The organism is Paraburkholderia susongensis (assembly GCF_900177725.1).
GTDB lineage: Bacteria > Pseudomonadota > Gammaproteobacteria > Burkholderiales > Burkholderiaceae > Paraburkholderia > Paraburkholderia susongensis.
In genome coordinates this window covers 146,655-163,165 of record NZ_FXAT01000003.1, presented here as the reverse complement: position 1 = coordinate 163,165, position 16,511 = coordinate 146,655, and the positions used below count along the sequence as shown (strand labels likewise).

At 65.6% G+C, this 16,511-nt stretch carries 14 protein-coding genes and 1 pseudogene; 4 read left to right on the top strand and 11 right to left on the bottom strand.

The features are described 5' to 3' along the window. Nucleotide 1: 1 nt before the first annotated feature. The 4 genes from B9Z01_RS09880 to argS form a co-directional block, all read right to left on the bottom strand. Nucleotides 2-775: an SDR family oxidoreductase gene (locus B9Z01_RS09880; RefSeq protein WP_085482413.1), complete on the bottom strand. Its 774-nt coding sequence runs from the start codon at nucleotides 773-775 to the stop codon at nucleotides 2-4. A gap of 15 nt (nucleotides 776-790) precedes the next feature. After that, nucleotides 791-1,429, bottom strand: coding sequence for a thiol:disulfide interchange protein DsbA/DsbL (locus B9Z01_RS09875; protein WP_085482411.1), 639 nt, complete (start codon nucleotides 1,427-1,429; stop codon nucleotides 791-793). Nucleotides 1,430-1,596: 167 nt separating this feature from the next. Further along, on the bottom strand, nucleotides 1,597-2,373 hold the full coding sequence (locus tag B9Z01_RS09870; RefSeq protein ID WP_244195973.1) for an SPOR domain-containing protein: 777 nt from the start codon (nucleotides 2,371-2,373) through the stop codon (nucleotides 1,597-1,599). Between the two features lie 79 nt (nucleotides 2,374-2,452). Beyond that, nucleotides 2,453-4,243 carry an arginine--tRNA ligase gene (gene argS / locus B9Z01_RS09865; RefSeq protein WP_085482407.1) on the bottom strand — a complete coding sequence of 597 codons (1,791 nt, stop codon included), beginning with the start codon at nucleotides 4,241-4,243 and terminating at the stop codon, nucleotides 2,453-2,455. Nucleotides 4,244-4,706: 463 nt separating this feature from the next. On the opposite strand from argS, the gene B9Z01_RS09860 reads away from it, so the two are divergent. After that, a complete protein-coding gene (locus tag B9Z01_RS09860) occupies nucleotides 4,707-5,033 on the top strand; it encodes a DUF1840 domain-containing protein (RefSeq protein ID WP_085482405.1) in 327 nt (108 codons plus the stop codon). Nucleotides 5,034-5,200: 167 nt separating this feature from the next. Here the strand turns inward: B9Z01_RS09860 and B9Z01_RS09855 are convergent, their stop codons facing one another. From B9Z01_RS09855 to B9Z01_RS09825, 7 genes and pseudogenes are all read right to left on the bottom strand, one after another. Further along, nucleotides 5,201-5,410, bottom strand: a complete 210-nt coding sequence (locus B9Z01_RS09855) for an acid-shock protein (protein ID WP_085482403.1) — start codon at nucleotides 5,408-5,410, stop codon at nucleotides 5,201-5,203. A 197-nt stretch (nucleotides 5,411-5,607) separates the two neighbouring features. Further along, the gene (metH, locus tag B9Z01_RS09850; protein ID WP_275937501.1) at nucleotides 5,608-8,451 is read right to left on the bottom strand and encodes a methionine synthase; all 2,844 of its coding nucleotides are present in this window, start codon (nucleotides 8,449-8,451) and stop codon (nucleotides 5,608-5,610) included. Continuing rightward, nucleotides 8,435-9,505, bottom strand: coding sequence for a homocysteine S-methyltransferase family protein (locus tag B9Z01_RS09845; RefSeq protein ID WP_085482399.1), 1,071 nt, complete (start codon nucleotides 9,503-9,505; stop codon nucleotides 8,435-8,437). Before B9Z01_RS09845 ends, metH begins: the two co-directional genes overlap by 17 nt. Before the next feature lie 258 nt (nucleotides 9,506-9,763). Further along, the gene (locus B9Z01_RS09840) at nucleotides 9,764-10,021 is read right to left on the bottom strand and encodes a BTH_I0359 family protein (protein ID WP_085482397.1); all 258 of its coding nucleotides are present in this window, start codon (nucleotides 10,019-10,021) and stop codon (nucleotides 9,764-9,766) included. A 160-nt stretch (nucleotides 10,022-10,181) separates the two neighbouring features. Beyond that, nucleotides 10,182-10,403: pseudogene (locus B9Z01_RS36870) on the bottom strand (alpha/beta fold hydrolase); the annotation flags it as partial. Nucleotides 10,404-10,569: 166 nt separating this feature from the next. Next, nucleotides 10,570-11,967: a DUF3108 domain-containing protein gene (locus tag B9Z01_RS09830; protein WP_085482395.1), complete on the bottom strand. Its 1,398-nt coding sequence runs from the start codon at nucleotides 11,965-11,967 to the stop codon at nucleotides 10,570-10,572. A gap of 40 nt (nucleotides 11,968-12,007) precedes the next feature. Continuing rightward, nucleotides 12,008-12,928 (bottom strand): IclR family transcriptional regulator, encoded by a 921-nt coding sequence (locus tag B9Z01_RS09825; RefSeq protein WP_085482393.1) that lies wholly within the window; start codon nucleotides 12,926-12,928, stop codon nucleotides 12,008-12,010. 152 nt (nucleotides 12,929-13,080) lie between these two features. On the opposite strand from B9Z01_RS09825, the gene B9Z01_RS09820 reads away from it, so the two are divergent. From B9Z01_RS09820 to B9Z01_RS09810, 3 genes are all read left to right on the top strand, one after another. Beyond that, nucleotides 13,081-14,076, top strand: a complete 996-nt coding sequence (locus B9Z01_RS09820; protein ID WP_085482391.1) for a fumarylacetoacetate hydrolase family protein — start codon at nucleotides 13,081-13,083, stop codon at nucleotides 14,074-14,076. Between the two features lie 175 nt (nucleotides 14,077-14,251). After that, entirely contained in the window at nucleotides 14,252-15,514 is a 1,263-nt protein-coding gene (locus tag B9Z01_RS09815; protein WP_085482389.1) for an ABC transporter substrate-binding protein, read from the top strand. Nucleotides 15,515-15,578: 64 nt separating this feature from the next. Continuing rightward, the gene (locus B9Z01_RS09810) at nucleotides 15,579-16,469 is read left to right on the top strand and encodes an enoyl-CoA hydratase/isomerase family protein (protein WP_085482387.1); all 891 of its coding nucleotides are present in this window, start codon (nucleotides 15,579-15,581) and stop codon (nucleotides 16,467-16,469) included. Nucleotides 16,470-16,511 lie beyond the last annotated feature (42 nt).

Sequence of the window (16,511 nt, the reverse complement as noted above, 5' to 3'; positions counted from 1 at the left end):
TCTACTCGGTGGCGGCGCGCGGCTTGCGCGGCGCGCGTTCGAACACGCGGTCGTAGAGCCAGCGCGGCAGCACGTGCAGCAGCATCGCGGCAATGCGCATCTGCCACGGGAACACCGCGAACGCGGTCTGCCGTTCGACCGCCTGCGCGACTTTCACCGCGAACCGGTCCGCGTCCATGATGAACGGCATCGAGTACGGGTTGTGCTCGGTCATCGGCGTGCGGATATAGCCGGGCGCGATCGTCACGACGCCGACGCCCTGCGGCCGCATCTCGACGCGCAACGCCTCGAGATACTTGAGCGCCGCCGACTTCGACGCGCTATACGCGCCCGAGCCCGGTAAGCCGCGCACGCCCGCGACGCTCGCAATGCCGACCAGCGTGCCGTGCCTCGCGGCCGCCATCGCGGCGGCGAACGGCTCGAACGTCGCGACCATGCCGAAGTAGTTGATGTCCATCACTTCGCGGAACGTGCGCAGGTCGCCGTGACCGGTGAGCGCGCCGCGGCTGATGCCGGCATTGGCGATCACGATGTCGGGCTGGCCGTGCTGCGCGATGAACTGCGCGGCCGCATCGGCGAGTGCCTCCGCGTCGCGCACGTCGACGGGGTAGATCGAGACGGTGTTCTGGGGATGGGACTGCTGGAAGGCGGCGAGCGCATCGCCGCGGCGGGCAACGAGGCCGAGAATCGCGCCGCGCCGGGCGTATTCGCCGGCGAGCGCGAGGCCGATGCCGCTCGAAGCGCCGGTAATGAAAACCTTCAGCGATGAAGTCATTCCGGCGCCTCGTTTTTACATCTTCTTGGCGCGGACCTGTGCGACCAGGTAGTCGAGCACCTGGATCGTGCCCGGCAAGCTGTTGGTCGCGGCCGGACCGGTTTCATACTTGCCCTGCACCGCGAGCGTCGGCACGCCGTCGATCCTGTAGTCGTCGAGCAGCTTCTTGTCCTTCTGCAGCGCGCTTTGCGTGGAGAACGAGTTGTACGCTTCCATGTACTTCTTCGGATCGACGCCGAGCTTCGAGAGGAATTTGACCTGGTCTTCCGGCGTCAGCAGATAGTCCTTGTTGACGTGGATTTCGTTGAAGACCTTCGGCGTGAGTTCGTTGGCGAGGCCGAGCGCGTCGAGCGCGTGGTACATCTTCGAGTGCGGGATGAAGTCGTCGCGGAAGGCGACCGGCACGCGGCGGAACACGACGTCCGGAGCCTGCTTCTTCACCCATGCTTCGAGGAACGGGTTGAATTCGTTGCAGTGCGGGCAGCCGTACCAGAAGAACTCGGTGACTTCGATCTTGCCCGCCGGCACGTCGGTGGGCTGCGGCGAGGCCAGCACGGTGTAGTCCTTGCCGGCGACCGGCGCGGTCGGGGACGCGTGCGCCGTGGCGGCGACGAGGCCCAACGAGAGAAACAGAATGCTCAGCAGTTTTTTCATGTTGTGTTGACCCAGGTAGGCGGTAGAACGGTGACGCCACGCAAATGCCCGTCACCGTTTTTCGGATTCGGCGTGACCGCTGCTGTCATGCGGGGCGGCCATCGTGCTTGTGACACGCGCCGCGCGCCGATAGTTCGGCGGCCGCGCGCGCCTGCGTTACCGTTTGCTTATTGTTTGGTGAAGCGGATCACAGCGGTGTCGACGCCCGCGTCCGACAGACGCTGACGGCTCGAATTCATGTCCTCGAACTTCGAGAACGGCCCGATGCGCACGCGGTAGTACGTCACGCCGCCCGCGTCGCGCTGCGTTACCTTCGATTCGAAGCCCTGGAACGCGAGGCGCGCGCGCTGCTGTTCGGCGTCGGCGGCGGTCTTGTAGGCGCCCACCTGCAGGAAGTAGCCGGTGTTCGCGTCGCCTGGCGACGGCACGGCGGGCAAACCCGGCTTCGCGTTGGGCGTGTTGGCCGCGGTGGTGGTGGCCGGCGCGCTCGATGCCTGCGGCTTCTTCACCGGGGCCGGCTCGACGATTCCGCCGGTGCCATTGTCTTGCGCGGGCTTCGGCGCGACCGCCGTGCCGTTGTTGTTCGCATTGCCGGCCGACGGCGGCACTTCGACGATCTGCGGCTCTTCGAGCATGCCCGACTGGGTTTGCGCATTGGTCTGGCCCGGCGCGGTGTTCGGCGGCGCGGGTTGCGCGGCCTGCGGCACCGGCTGGCCCGGCGTCTTGCCTTGCAGCGGACGGTTCGGGTCGTATTGCGCCTGGCTCGCGCCGTTGTCAGGCGTAGCGGGCGGCGCGACCTTCGAGACGAACGGCGTGGGCGCACGGGTGATATACAGCGCCACCACTACCGCGATCGCCAGGCCGACGATCAGGCCTAGCACGATACCGAGAAACGTGCCCCCGGTTTGCTTCGATTGCTTTGTTGTGCGGCGTGGTTTTGCCATCGTACGAATCACCTGCAAAAAGAATCCAGGAACGGCCGCCGATTATAACGACGGCCGCGTGCATGTTGCGCCGGAGGAGTTACATCTTGACGGGAGCGGAGACGCCAATCGTCGCGAGACCGTTGGCCAGCACCTGGCGCGTGGCCGCGAGCAGCGCGACGCGTGCATTGCGCTCGGCCGCATCGTCGACCAGCACACGCTCGGCTCTGTCATTGTAGAACGAGTGGAATTCCCCTGCGAGGTCGCGCAGATAGAACGCGACCGCGTGCGGCGCGAGTTCGTCGGCGGCGTGCTGGAGCATGTCCGGGAACTCGGCGAGCTTGTTGAGCAGCGCCATGGCGCGCTCGCTCGTGAGCGGTGCCAGATCGACGCTCGCGAGCGTGCTTTCGTCGAGACCGTAGCGCGTGTTGCACTCGGCGATCACCGAGCAGATGCGCGCATGCGCGTACTGCACGTAGTGGACCGGATTCTCGTCGTTCTGTTTCAACGCGAGGTCGATGTCGAACACGAATTCCGTGTCCGCCTTGCGCGAGATCAGGAAGAAGCGCACCGCGTCGCGGCCGCGGCGAATCGTTTCCTCGTCGATCAGATCGACCGCCGCTTCCGAGCCCGGCGTCGCGCCGCCCGACCATTCGATCAGGTCGCGCACCGTCACGTAGCTGCCGGCGCGCTTGGAGATTTTCACTTCCTCACCGTTGCGCATGACCGTGACCATCTTGTGCAGGATGTAGTCGGGGTAACCCTTCGGAATGCCGATGCCGAGACCTTGCAGGCCCGCGCGCACGCGCGCGATCGTGCCGTGGTGGTCCGAGCCCTGCACGTTGATGACCTTGGTGAAGCCGCGTTCCCACTTCGCGACGTGATAGGCGACGTCCGGCACGAAGTACGTGTAGGTGCCGTCGGTCTTGCGCATGACGCGGTCTTTGTCGTCGCCGTCGTCGGTGGTGCGCAGCCACAGCGCGCCTTCCTGCTCGTAGGTCTTGCCGGCGGCGATCAGCGCCTGCACGGTTTTCTCGACGCGGCCTTCCGTGTATAGCGACGATTCCAGGTAGTACTGGTCGAACTTCACGCCGAACGCCTGCAGGTCCATGTCCTGCTCGCGGCGCAGGTACGCGACCGCGAAGCGGCGAATCGCCTCGAGGTCCTCGACGTCGCGCGCGCCGGTGACGGGCGCGCCGTCGCTCGCCTCGACCGTGACGCCGTTCAGGTAGTCCCGCGCGATGTCGGCGATGTACTCGCCGTTGTAGGCCGACGCGGGCCAGCCTGCGTCGCCGGGGGCGAGGCCGCGCGCGCGCGCCTGGGTCGACAGCGCGAGCGTGTGGATCTGCACGCCGGCGTCGTTGTAGTAGAACTCGCGGTGCACGTCCCAGCCCTGCGAGGCCAGCACGTTGGCGAGCGCGTCGCCGAGCGCGGCCTGGCGGCCGTGGCCGACGTGCAGCGGTCCGGTCGGGTTGGCCGACACGAACTCGATCAGCACGTGCTTGCCGGCGTCGCGCTGCGAGCGGCCGTAGGCGTTCTTTTCGGCGAGCACAGTGGCGATCACGCCCTGCTTGGCCGCGGCCGTGAGGCGCAGGTTGATGAAGCCGGGGCCCGCCACTTCGGCGGTTTCGACGAGGCCCTTGGCCTGTGGATGCGCGAGCAGCGCGTCGACGATCTGTTGCGCGAGCTGGCGCGGATTGGCGCGCAGCGGCTTGGCGAGCTGCATCGCGACGTTGCAGGCGACGTCGCCGTGCGCGGCGACTTTCGGGCGCTCGAGCGCGATGCCGGGCGATACGAAAGCGGCTTCGCTCGCGCCTTGCGTGGCGAGCGCGACCTGCTTCACCGTCTCGGCGAGCAGTGTTTCGAGAGTTTGTTTATGTGCGGGCAGCATGCTTGTTGCAAGTCCAGTGAGGCAATCCGGTAAGGCGAAAGAGGCGCCGGCCGTGGCCGGTGTCGGGAGCATGGAAAGCGTTGCGGCGAGCGTCGCGGCGCTCATGCCGGGCGCCGGCAGGTGCCGCAGGTGCTTCACCCGCAGCGTTACCCGCGATGCGGCGCAGCGGGCAACGCACGGCGACTGGCCGTTGAGTTCGCTCGCGTGGCATGCGCGTTGCGGCCCATGACTTCGCCACCCCCGGCCGTGCACTTGCGTAGGCTCGTCGCAGCTTCGCTGCACGCGGCGCATGGCGGCGCGCTTTTCCGTTCAGACGGATTTTAGCAGGTGCTAATATGTTCAATGAGATGCCCGACAGGGGCCGTGGCCGCCGCGCCTGCACGGTGAGCCGCGTCATGTGCGCGCTGGCGCGGCCCTCGGGCCGCTCGTGCGTCAACCCGACATAATGAAACAGGGAACAGTCATGCTGATTACTTTCAAGTGCCACGCTAGTCCGGACGTGATGATGCTGGAGAATCTCGCTCAGTATCTCGTCGGCATTGTTGGCAAGCGCCTTGGGGAGCGGGGCGTTATCACTCACGAGGAACTGGGCTCAGCCATCGAGAAGCTCGAAGCGGCGATCACCTTCGACAAGCGGGAGCGCGCCGAGCACGACGGCCATTTCCACGAAGGCGAGGACGACCACGAGCATCACGAGATTCCGCCGGGACTCGCGCAGCGCGCATATCCGTTCCTCGACATGCTGCGTGCGGCGCAGAAGGAAAACGCGGATATCGTCTGGGGGCTGTGATTCCCGCGCGGCGGGGCTGAATGCCGGGCGCCGCGGCGCGATGGTCCCCGGTGCGGCTCTTCGGTGCGGATGTTCGGCAGTTCAGCGCAGCAAAGAAAAAGAGCCCGCTCGATGCGGGCTCTTCGTCATTCAAAGGTCCGAGCGGGCCGCGCTGCTCGTTGCGCCGCTTATTGGCTCGCGGCTGCCGCCGGCGCGGTCGCCGATGCGGACTCGCCCTTCTTCATTTTCTTCTTCTTCGGCTTCTTCACGTGCGCCTCGGTCGGCGCCGAGTACGAGCTGACCGCGCTCGATCCACCCGGCGCGGCGGGCTGCGCGAGCGCTACGGAAGCGCCCGCGGCCAGCGAAACAGCGGTCAATAACAGCGTCAGCTTCTTCATACGATTTTCTCCGTTGACGGTTGCAACCTCGATGAGCCGGCGCGTTCTGGTCGCGCCTGACAGGGTGAAAGCCGACTCAGTCTACAAAGCCGAAAATTCCGCTGGCGCAAATATTCAGCCTTTCGGGGCCGATATAGTGGGTGGCGCGCCGCGCCGGGTCACGCGGCGGAGCGTCCGGCCACGCCCTGCACCGCCGCTTACAGCAACGGCGCCAACGCGCGTTCGGCGTCCGCCTTCGACAGCGCCATGCGTTGCGCGTAGTCATCGAGCTGATCCGGGCCGATCTTGCCGACCGAGAAATAGGTGCTGTCCGGATGCGCGAGATAGAAGCCCGAGACGCTCGCCGCCGGCAGCATCGCGAGAGATTCGGTCACGCTCATGCCGATTTCGCCCGCTTGCAGCACGTCGAACATGTCGCGCTTGACAAGGTGGTCCGGGCAGGCCGGGTAGCCTGGCGCCGGACGAATGCCGCGATACTTTTCGTGGATCAGCTCGTCGTTGGAGAGGTTTTCGCTGTTCGCGTAGCCCCACAGGTCGCGCCGCACGCGCGCATGCATCGCCTCGGCAAACGCTTCGGCGAAGCGGTCCGCGAGCGCCTTGAGCATGATCGCGCTGTAGTCGTCGTGATCCTTCTCGAACTGGCGCTCCTTCACGTCGACGCCGAGCCCTGCTGTCACCGCGAACATGCCGATGTAGTCGGCCACGCCCGAGTCCTTCGGCGCGATGAAGTCGGCGAGCGAGCGGTTCGGCCGCATCACGCCGTCCACGACCGGCCGCACGCTCTGCTGGCGCAGGTTGCGCCATGTCAGCGCGACTTCGGTACGCGATTCGTCCTTGTAGATTTCGATGTCGTCGTCGTTCACGGTGTTGGCCGGCAGCAGCGCAATCACGCCATTGGCCTGCAGCCAGCGGCCCTGAATGAGGCGCGCGAGCATCGACTTGCCGTCCGAGAACACGCGCCGCGCCGATTCGCCGACGATCTCGTCGTTGAGGATCGCTGGATACGGGCCGGCGAGATCCCACGTCTGGAAGAACGGCCCCCAGTCGATGTAGTTCGCGAGTTCGTTCAGATCGAAGTTCTTGAACACGCGCCGGCCGATGAACTTCGGCTTGACCGGCTGGTAGCCCGCCCAATCGATTTTCGTTTTGTTCGCGCGCGCTTCGGCGAGCGTGACCATCGGCTGCGCTTTCCTGTTCGCGTGCTGGTCGCGGATGCGGTTGTAGTCGGTGTTCAGATCGTCGATGTACTTCGCCGCGCCCTCGTCGGACAGGAGGCTCGACGCGACGGACACCGAGCGCGACGCGTCCGGCACGTAGACGACCGGGCCTTCGTAATGCGGCGCGATCTTCACCGCGGTGTGCACGCGCGAGGTCGTCGCGCCGCCGATCAGCAGCGGAATCTTCTTCACGCGGAAGTAGTCGTCGCGCTGCATTTCCGAAGCGACGTAGGCCATTTCCTCGAGGCTCGGCGTGATGAGCCCCGACAGCCCGATGATGTCCGCGCCCTCGACCTTCGCCTTCGCGAGAATCTCGCTGCACGGGACCATCACGCCCATGTTGACCACTTCGAAGTTATTGCACTGGAGCACGACCGACACGATGTTCTTGCCGATGTCGTGCACGTCGCCCTTCACGGTCGCGATGACGATCTTGCCCTTCGCGCGCACGTCGCCGCCGGCGGCTGCGAGCTGGCGCTTTTCTTCCTCGATGAACGGGATCAGATGCGCGACCGCTTGTTTCATCACGCGCGCCGACTTCACGACCTGCGGCAGGAACATCTTGCCTTGGCCGAACAGGTCGCCGACGATGTTCATGCCGTCCATCAGCGGGCCTTCGATCACGCTGATCGGGCGCCCGCCCGCGGCGGCGATCTTCGCGCGCACTTCCTCGGTGTCTTCGACGATGAAGTTCGTGATGCCGAGCACGAGCGCATGCGCGAGACGCTTTTCGACCGGCTGGTTGCGCCACTCGAGGTTCTCTTCCTTCTTCGCGGCGCCGGTCTTGAACTTGTCGGCGATTTCGAGCAGACGGTCGGTGCCGTCTTCACGGCGATTCAGCACCACGTCTTCGACGCGCTCGCGCAATTCAGGATCGAGGTCCGCATACACGCCGAGCTGGCCCGCGTTGACGATGCCCATGTCCATGCCCGCCTGGATCGCGTGATACAGGAACACGGTGTGGATCGCCTCGCGCACCGGGTCGTTGCCGCGGAACGAGAACGACACGTTCGACACGCCGCCGCTCACCTTCGCGTACGGCAGGTTCTGCTTGATCCAGCGGGTCGCGTTGATGAAGTCGACCGCGTAGTTGTTGTGCTCCTCGATGCCGGTCGCGACCGCGAAGATGTTCGGATCGAAGACGATGTCTTCAGGCGGAAAGCCCACTTCGTTCACGAGGATGTCGTACGAACGTTTGCAGATCTCGGTCTTGCGCGCGAACGTGTCGGCCTGGCCCTGTTCGTCGAAGGCCATCACGACGCTGGCCGCGCCGTAGCGGCGAATCAGCTTCGCGTGATGAACGAACTGCTCCTTGCCTTCCTTCAGCGAGATCGAGTTGACGATCGCCTTGCCTTGCACGCATTTCAGACCCGCTTCGATCACGTCCCATTTCGACGAGTCGATCATGATCGGCACACGCGCGATGTCCGGCTCCGAGGCGATCAGATTCATGAAGCGCACCATCGCCGCCTGGGAGTCGAGCATCGCCTCGTCCATGTTCACGTCGATCACCTGTGCGCCGTTTTCGACCTGCTGGCGCGCGACGGCAAGTGCTTCGTCGAACTGATTGTTCAGGATCATTCGCGCGAACGCCTTCGAGCCGGTCACGTTGGTGCGTTCGCCGACGTTGATGAAGAGCGTCCCGGACGTGACGTTGAACGGCTCGAGGCCGGCAAGGCGCATGGTGTGTTCGGTCATGGCGTGGGTGCGAGTCGGTGCGTGCGTTAAGGGGCGTCGTGGGGCGTGCGGGTGTCGCGTGCCGTTCGTATCGTGCCGTGCGGCTGGAGCGGTTCGCGGCGGCCGTTGTTCAGGCCGCCTCGCGATAGTGAGCCGGCCATTTGCGCGGCTTCAGTTCGGCGAGCGCCTTCGCGATGGCCGCGATGTGCTCGGGCGTCGTGCCGCAGCAGCCGCCCGCGATATTCACGAGACCCGCTTCGGCGAATTCCTTGAGCAGGCCCGAGGTATCGGCGGGCAGTTCGTCGAAGCCGGTGTCGCTCATCGGATTCGGCAGGCCTGCGTTCGGATAGCACGACACATAGGTGTCGCAGAGCTTCGCGAGTTCGGCGATGTACGGGCGCATCAGCGCCGCGCCGAGCGCGCAGTTCAGGCCGAACGTGAGCGGCTTCGCGTGACGCAGCGAGTTCCAGAACGCTTCGACGGTCTGGCCCGACAGGATGCGGCCCGATGCGTCCGTGACTGTGCCCGAGATCATGATCGGCAGGCGCTCGCCGGTGTTTTCGAACAGTTCGTCGAGCGCGAAGAGCGCGGCCTTGGCGTTGAGCGTGTCGAAGATCGTTTCGACGAGGAACAGATCCGCGCCACCGTCGAGCAGCGCTTTTGCCTGCTCGTAATAGGCCGCGTGCAGTTCGTCGAAGGTCACGTTGCGCGCGCCCGGATCGTTCACGTCCGGGGAAATGCTCGCGGTTTTCGGCGTCGGTCCGATCGCGCCGGCGACGAAGCGCGGCTTGTCCGGTGTCGAGTATTTGTCGCACGCGGCGCGCGCGAGCTTCGCCGATTCGAGATTCATCTCGATGGCAAGCGCTTCCATGCCGTAGTCGGCCTGCGCAACCGTGGTCGCACCGAACGTGTTCGTTTCGATGATGTCCGCTCCCGCCGCCAGATACTGCTCGTGAATCTCGGCGATGATCTGCGGCTGCGTGATCGACAGCAGTTCGTTGTTGCCCTTGATGTCGCGCTCGTAGTCCTTGAAGCGCTCGCCGCGATAGCGGGCTTCGTCGAGCTTGTAGCGCTGGATCATCGTGCCCATGGCGCCGTCGAGAATCAGGATGCGCGAGTTCAGGAGCGCGGGCAGCGCCGCGCCGCGCGTGTAGGTGGGCTCGGAGCGGACTGGCGTGGCGGTTTGAGCAGGCTGGTTCATGGCGGACGAGGGCTTGCGCCGGCGTTTGCGGGAAACCTGTCATTGTAGCCGCTGATGGGCGGATGCGCCCGGCGTGGGGCGGCCGCCGCGAAGCCCCACGCAAAGCAGTCCATAAAAAACGGCCCAGCAGACAAAAGCCTGCCGGGCCGCTTCATTGTTGCCGACCGCCTGATGAAAGCCGCCGATGAACCGGACGGCGCGGTCGATGTATGTCGCCAGAACGTTAAGCCAAAACCACCCTGCGATGAGTGAATAAGGTTAGTGAAGAACCACGGGTTGATGCATGAGGCTGTCGAATTGGCCGAGGAATTCGTCTACCTCGTCGAGCGTGGGCTCGCCTTCGATCAGCTTCTGCACATGCTCGCGAAAACGCGCCGCCATCGCACCGTCGATATAGATTTCGCGCTGCATGTTCTTGTCGACGATCTCATAGCCACCCGACTTCATGGCCATCAGGCCTTCCTGCGGCGGAAACTCGACAACGCAATAGTTGGGGCTGTTGTAAATCATTTGCATGGCGACACTCCTTCTTTCCGTTGGGCTCCTGCCCTTTCTGCAGCCTAGGTGGAGCGTGTGTGATGGAATTCAAGGGGTGGGTTCGGTTTGACACTTGTAAAAATTCCGAACCTAACGGTTAGACCGGCCTCTCCAGAAACGATTCAAGCAATGCAGCAAATCAGAGGGATTGCTCAATGGGCGCGAGATGCGCGGCATCGAACGGCTAGGAGCGGGCGCCTTCGAGCGCGTCCGCTCTCGCCTGCGTGGCAGCAGACGGCGTGCCCGTATCGTGGCGGCCCGCTACCGTCAGTGTAGGGCAACTGACCGTGTCGTGCCTGCCGCGCAGATCGAAATCGCGCAGAGCCTCGCAGGTCGCCGCGAAGCGTTCGGGCGGCGCGCGGCTGAGCGCGTCGGGCTGCTTCGCAAAACGTCTGACAGTTCGCGCACGCTGAACGCTTCGTGCGCGACCGCGCACGTCATAGCGTAATACCGTGTAATCGTTGCAGAAATAGCCAGCTGGGGATGCCCAAGGCTGCACAGGCGAATTTGCCCTGGCCCTCGAACGCTCAAGGTTTGATGATTTCGGACGCGGTTGGGTCGACAGGGGCGGCGGGCGCGGTGTCGGGCATAACTGCCGGGGCGGCCGCCGGACCCGCCGGACCCGCCGGACCGTTACCTGGCGCTGGCGCAGCAGTCGGCGCATTGCCTGGCGTAGCCGCCGGTGTGTTGCCGGACCCGCCGGGCGGATTATCAGGCGAAGCGGGCGCGTTGCCTGGCGTCGCGGGAGCGGCACCGCCATTGCCGTCGCCATTCGGCGACGCGCCATCGAGCCCAAGCTTGCCGCGCCACACGAGTTCGAATTGCGTGCCATTCGGCTCCGTTTGCAGGATGCGCGCAGGCAGCCAGCCGAGCGACGGCGCGAGCCACACGTCGATGCGGCGCATGTCGCCATCGTGACGGGGCAAGCGTTTGAAATGGCGTGTTGCGAGGTAGCCTTGCGCCGCGCGAATCGTCTCGTCGCCGATCGTCTCGATCGGCCAGTCCTCACCACTATCGTTATCGACGACAAAAAACTGCCGCGTCACACCGGGCTTGTAGGCGTCAGGGTCGCCACGCACGAGACTCGCGAGTTGCATCACCACGCTGAAGCGATCCTGCGCGCCGTCGGGCAGCGGCAACGTCGTGGGTGTGCGCGTGAAGGCGATTTTTCTGTCGGTGCGATTGAAGATCGCAATGTCTTCCGCGCGACGGCCGCGCTTTTCGCTGTACTGCGCGGGCGCGAGACCGAACGCATCGATGCTGCCATGGCTCGAAAACACGAATGGACCGACGAATGGCAGCGGCACCGAAACGATCATTTCGTAGCTCTGTGGATTGCTGGCCCAGTGGATCGTGCCGGGCTGATTGCGCACGCCGTTGTAGAACGTGTCGTATTCGAGTTCGGCGGACGGCGGCACCGAAAACTTCACGCCCTTCGAGGCTTGCGGTGCGCTCGCCGCGGCGGGCGCGCTGGCTGCGGCGTTCGCGTTGGCATTGACGTTGGCGTTGGCATTAGGTCCAGCGGCAGCGGCCGGTGCGCTCGCAGCCACTTCCGATGCCGGAGCTTGCGCGGGCGTGTTTGGCCTGGCAGGCTGCAACGCGGTCAGCACGTGTTCGCGCGGCGGACTCGCCACAGGCCTGTGCGCAGGAGCCGGCGCAGGCGCGTGCGGCGGCGCGGCGGGCTGGTGTTCGGGTTGGCGCTCGACCCGCTCAGGCGTCAGCAACGCAACCTGCACCGGCACATGCTCGTGATCGGCCGGAGTCAGATCCATGCGATTGCGCTCGAACCACTGCGCGCCGATCCAGTGCAGAATCGCCACCGCCGCGAGCACCGCGATCCAGCGCAAGGCGCGCACGCCGCGTGACCGCCCATTGCCTTCAGGCGGCATGCGAACGGAGCGGCGGGTGGCGGAAGCTGGAACCATCGGCGATTGAATGTGTGGGGCGAATGGGTGAGGCGAAGCGTCAGCCGTTGTCGCTGCGCGGCGTGGCGCTATACCCGAGTTCGTATGAGAGCTTTTGCGCGCATTCGCGCAGGGTGGTATCGATCTCGCCGCCCCAGCGGATATCGAACGCGCCTTCATGGCCGAGCGCGACGAGGCCCAGCGCGAGTTCGCCGGTCGAATCGAATACCGGCATGGAGAACGCGTGGATGGTCGGCAGCAGCATGCCTTCGACGCGCGCCGCCTCGTGTGCCCGCACGTCGTCGAGCACCTTGTCGACCTCTTCGCGCGTACGCGGAGCGCCGCTGTACGACGAGCGGCGCGAGTCGGCCAGCTCGCGTTCGAGCATCGCGGCGATTTTGCCCGGCGGCATGTAGGCGGCGAACAGCAGACCGGTCGCTGAACTGAGCAGCGGCATCACGTCGCCGAGTTTCAGCGAGGCCTTGGCCGGATAGCTCGATTCCATCCAGTGCACCATGGTCGGCCCCTGGTTGCCCCATACCGCGATGCCCACGGTCAGATCGAGCCGGTCGCGCAATTCGGCGAGCGCGATGCGCGCGAGCTTCACGCCGTCGACGCGCGCAAGCCGCGCGAGCCCCAGTTGCAACGCGAAGCCGCCCAGTTCGTAGCGGCCCGACAGCGGGTCCTGCGCGACGACGCCAAGACGCAGAAAGCTCACGAGATAGCGATGTGCCTTCGCAGGGCTCATGCCCGCGCGCTGCGCGAGATCGCGCAGCATCATCGCGCGCGGTTCGCGGGTCAGCACGTCGAGCAGTTTGAAGCCGACTTCGATCGACTGGATGCCCGAGCGCAGTTTTTCCTCGCCGGGCTCGCCGGCTTCGTCGTCGGTGCTGGCGGTGTCGGCCGGATCGGCGTCGAGCGGATCGGGCGAGGTGTGGCTGGCGTGGCTGTGAAGCGTACCGGAGCGGGCGTTGGCGGACATGAGCAAGGGGCGCGGGAAGCGTGTTCGGTGATCGGGTAAATGCGCGTGTAACGGCGCGCCCGACAGCAGCGCGGCGCGCAAACTGGGCCGCGCCGATTCACCATCGTAGAATAGATTCCTTCCATCGACACTAACACACGGTTCACAGCTCTATGAAACTTGCCTCGCTGAAGGACGGCACGCGCGACGGTCAACTGATCGTCGTGTCCCGCGACCTGCACACCGCGGCCATCGCCGACGCGATTGCGCCCACGCTGCAGCGCGTGCTCGACGACTGGGCCTTCTACGCGCCGCAACTGCACGACCTCTACGACGCGCTCAACCTCGGCCGCGCGCGCAACAGCTTTCCATTCGACGCGAAAGACTGCATGGCGCCGCTGCCGCGCGCGTTCCAGTGGGCCGACGGTTCGTCGTACGTGAACCATGTCGAACTCGTGCGGCGCGCGCGCGGCGCCGAGATGCCACCGGAATTCTGGACCGATCCGCTCATGTACCAGGGCGGCAGCGACGACTTCATCGGCCCGAAAGACGACGTGCTGTGCGCGTCGGAAGCGTTCGGCATCGACTTCGAGGCGGAAGTCGCCGTCATCACCGGCGATGTGCCGATGGGCGCGGCGCCCGAGCAGGCCCTGCGCAGCGTGCGGCTGATTACGCTCGTCAACGACGTGTCGCTGCGCAATCTGATTCCCGCCGAACTCGCGAAGGGCTTCGGCTTCTTCCAGAGCAAGCCGGCCACCTCGTTCTCGCCGGTCGCGGTCACGCCCGACGAACTCGGCGAGCACTGGCGCGAAGGCCGCGTGCATCGGCCGATGATCGTCCACTGGAACGGCAAAAAGGTCGGCCAGCCCGACGCGGGCACCGACATGGTGTTTCACTTCGGTCAACTGATCGCTCATGCGGCGAAGACGCGCAATCTGCGTGCCGGCTCGATCGTCGGCTCGGGCACGGTGTCGAACAAGGATGCGAAGCGCGGCTACTGCTGCATCGCCGAGAAACGCTGCCTCGAAACGATCGAGCACGGCGCGCCGCAAACCGGGTTCATGCAGTACGGCGACGTCGTGAAGATCGAAATGTTCGACGAAGCGGGCAAGTCGATTTTCGGTTCGATCGAGCAGAGCATCGCGCCGCTCGATGAGGCAGCGCGCTGACCCGGTCGCGCCCGCTTTTGTGCGGCACTGCCCGCGAAAGGGTTTCGCCCGATGCCGCTGCTCTCACGCGCGGCTACACTGACTGGCGCACCGGCACGGCCGGCGCGGCCGGCAGATCGAATGCAGCAACGCATCGGCAACACATCAGAACGAAAACCCGACGTGAGGAGACAGCATGCCGCGATTTGACTTCCTCGAAGCTGGAAAACGGCGCGTTCGTGCGCGGTCCGCGCGCGCGAACGTGAGCGCAAGCTCGAACATCGGCGCAAGCGGGTTGCCCGCGCGCTTCGCGCGTCGTGCCGCGACGCTGTGCGCCGCGCTCGTCTGCGCGCTGCCTTTGACGGCGTTCGCGCAGGTCAAGATCGGTCTCGTGCTGTCGCTGACCGGGCCGGCCGCGTCGCTCGGCATTCCCGCGCGCGACACGGTCGCGCTGCTGCCCAGGCAGATCGGCGGGCAGAGCGTCGAGTACATCGTGCTCGACGACGCATCCGACACGACCCAGGCCGTGCAGGACACCAAGAAGCTGATTTCGGAGAATCACGTCGACGCGATCATCGGCTCGTCGATCACGCCGAATTCGCTCGCGATGATCGATGTGGTGTCCGAAGGCGAAACGCCGATGATCTCGCTCGCGTCGTCCGCGAAAATCATCGAGCCGGTCGACGCGAAACGCCGTTGGGTGTTCAAGACCCCGCAGACCGACGCGATGATGGCCTCGGCGATTGCCGAGCATGCGAGCGCGCACGGCGTCAAAACCATCGCGTTCATCGGCCAGGCCGACGCGCTCGGCGAGACTTTCTATGCGGAAGTCGCGAAGTTCGCGCAACTGCATCACATCGACATGGTGGCGAGCGAGCGCTTCAATCGCACGGACCCGAGCGTGACGGGCCAGGTGCTCAAGATTCTCGCGACCCATCCGGATGCGGTGGTGGTCGGCGCGGCCGGCACGCCCGCGGCGCTGCCGCCGAAGACGCTGCGCGAGCGCGGCTACAAAGGGCTGATCTATCACAATCACGGCGTCGGCAACAACGACTTCCTACGCGTGTGCGGCGCCGATTGCAACGGGACGTTCCTGCCCGCGAGCCCGGTGCTCGTCGCCGCGCAGTTGCCGGCGGATCATCCGGCGAGGCGTCTCGCCCTCGACTACATCGCGCGCTTCGAGGCGCAACACGGGCCCGGCAGCGTGTCGGCGTTCGGCTCGTACACGTGGGATGCGGGCGCGCTGCTCGATCACGCGATACCGGTCGCGCTGAAGGCGGGCGCGCCGGGTACGCCACAGTTTCGCCGCGCGTTGCGCGATGCGCTCGAAACGACGCATGGTCTCGCGGATACCAACGGCGTGGTCAACATGAGCGCGACCGATCATCTTGGGCTCGATCAGCGTGCGCGGGTGATGGTCGAGATCAGCAATGGGAAGTGGGTTTATCAGCCGCATTGAAACCGCAGTACAGCACAGCAGCACGCCTCAGCACCGGGCCACACCAACCGATGGATCGCTCACCATGTCCGACGCACCTCACCGTAACGACGCCTATTACGCCCACTACCGCTCGCTTCAGTTGCATCGCCATCCGCATGGCGTGCTCGAAATCGTGATGAGCGGCGAGGGCGCGAACCGCAGCGCTCTCGCCACCGCGAATGCGCGCATGCACTACGAACTCGCCGAGATCTGGCGCGACATCGACCGCGATCCCGACACGCGCGTCGCGATCATTCGCGGCGAAGGCAAGGGCTTTTCGGCGGGCGGCGACCTGCAACTCGTCGAAGACATGGCGAACGACTTCGAGGTACGCGCGCGGGTATGGCGCGAGGCGCGCGACCTCGTCTACAACGTCATCAATTGCGGCAAGCCGATCGTCTCGGCGATGCACGGCCCCGCGGTTGGCGCGGGCCTCGTCGCCGGCCTGCTCGCCGATATTTCGATCGCGGCGAAGACGGCGCGCATCATCGACGGCCATACGCGTCTTGGCGTCGCCGCGGGCGATCATGCGGCGATCGTCTGGCCGCTGTTGTGCGGGATGGCGAAGGCCAAGTATTACCTGATGCTCTGTGAGCCGGTGAGCGGCGAGGAAGCGGAGCGCATCGGCCTCGTGTCGCTCGCCGTCGACGAAAACGATCTGCTGCCCAAGGCGTTCGAAGTCGCGCGCAAACTCGCCGACGGCTCGCAGACGGCGATCCGCTGGACCAAGTACGCGCTGAACAACTGGCTGCGCACGGCGGGGCCGGCGTTCGATACGTCGCTTGCGCTCGAATTCATGGGCTTTGCGGGGCCAGACGTGCGAGAGGGGCTGAGTTCGCTGCGCGAGCGGCGCGCGCCGGATTTCGGCGCGGGCGATCCGTGGCGGGGAGCGTCCGGGGACGAGCCCCCTGATCCACCGCCCCGCACGGTATGATCGAAACAACTCGCGCGGCTCCGCGCGCCCGACATCTTCAAG

Bases quoted from the DNA above. Each gene is read 5' to 3' on its own strand.
- B9Z01_RS09820 (WP_085482391.1), top strand. From the start codon at position 13,081: ATGAAACTTGCCTCGCTGAAGGACGGCACGCGCGACGGTCAACTGATC.
- B9Z01_RS09845 (WP_085482399.1), bottom strand. From the start codon at position 9,505: ATGAACCAGCCTGCTCAAACCGCCACGCCAGTCCGCTCCGAGCCCACC.
- argS (WP_085482407.1), bottom strand. From the start codon at position 4,243: ATGCTGCCCGCACATAAACAAACTCTCGAAACACTGCTCGCCGAGACG.
- B9Z01_RS09825 (WP_085482393.1), bottom strand. From the start codon at position 12,928: ATGTCCGCCAACGCCCGCTCCGGTACGCTTCACAGCCACGCCAGCCAC.
- B9Z01_RS09860 (WP_085482405.1), top strand. From the start codon at position 4,707: ATGCTGATTACTTTCAAGTGCCACGCTAGTCCGGACGTGATGATGCTG.
- B9Z01_RS09830 (WP_085482395.1), bottom strand. From the start codon at position 11,967: ATGGTTCCAGCTTCCGCCACCCGCCGCTCCGTTCGCATGCCGCCTGAA.
- B9Z01_RS09840 (WP_085482397.1), bottom strand. From the start codon at position 10,021: ATGCAAATGATTTACAACAGCCCCAACTATTGCGTTGTCGAGTTTCCG.
- B9Z01_RS09810 (WP_085482387.1), top strand. From the start codon at position 15,579: ATGTCCGACGCACCTCACCGTAACGACGCCTATTACGCCCACTACCGC.
- B9Z01_RS09870 (WP_244195973.1), bottom strand. From the start codon at position 2,373: ATGGCAAAACCACGCCGCACAACAAAGCAATCGAAGCAAACCGGGGGC.
- B9Z01_RS09855 (WP_085482403.1), bottom strand. From the start codon at position 5,410: ATGAAGAAGCTGACGCTGTTATTGACCGCTGTTTCGCTGGCCGCGGGC.
- B9Z01_RS09815 (WP_085482389.1), top strand. From the start codon at position 14,252: ATGCCGCGATTTGACTTCCTCGAAGCTGGAAAACGGCGCGTTCGTGCG.
- B9Z01_RS09875 (WP_085482411.1), bottom strand. From the start codon at position 1,429: ATGAAAAAACTGCTGAGCATTCTGTTTCTCTCGTTGGGCCTCGTCGCC.
- B9Z01_RS09880 (WP_085482413.1), bottom strand. From the start codon at position 775: ATGACTTCATCGCTGAAGGTTTTCATTACCGGCGCTTCGAGCGGCATC.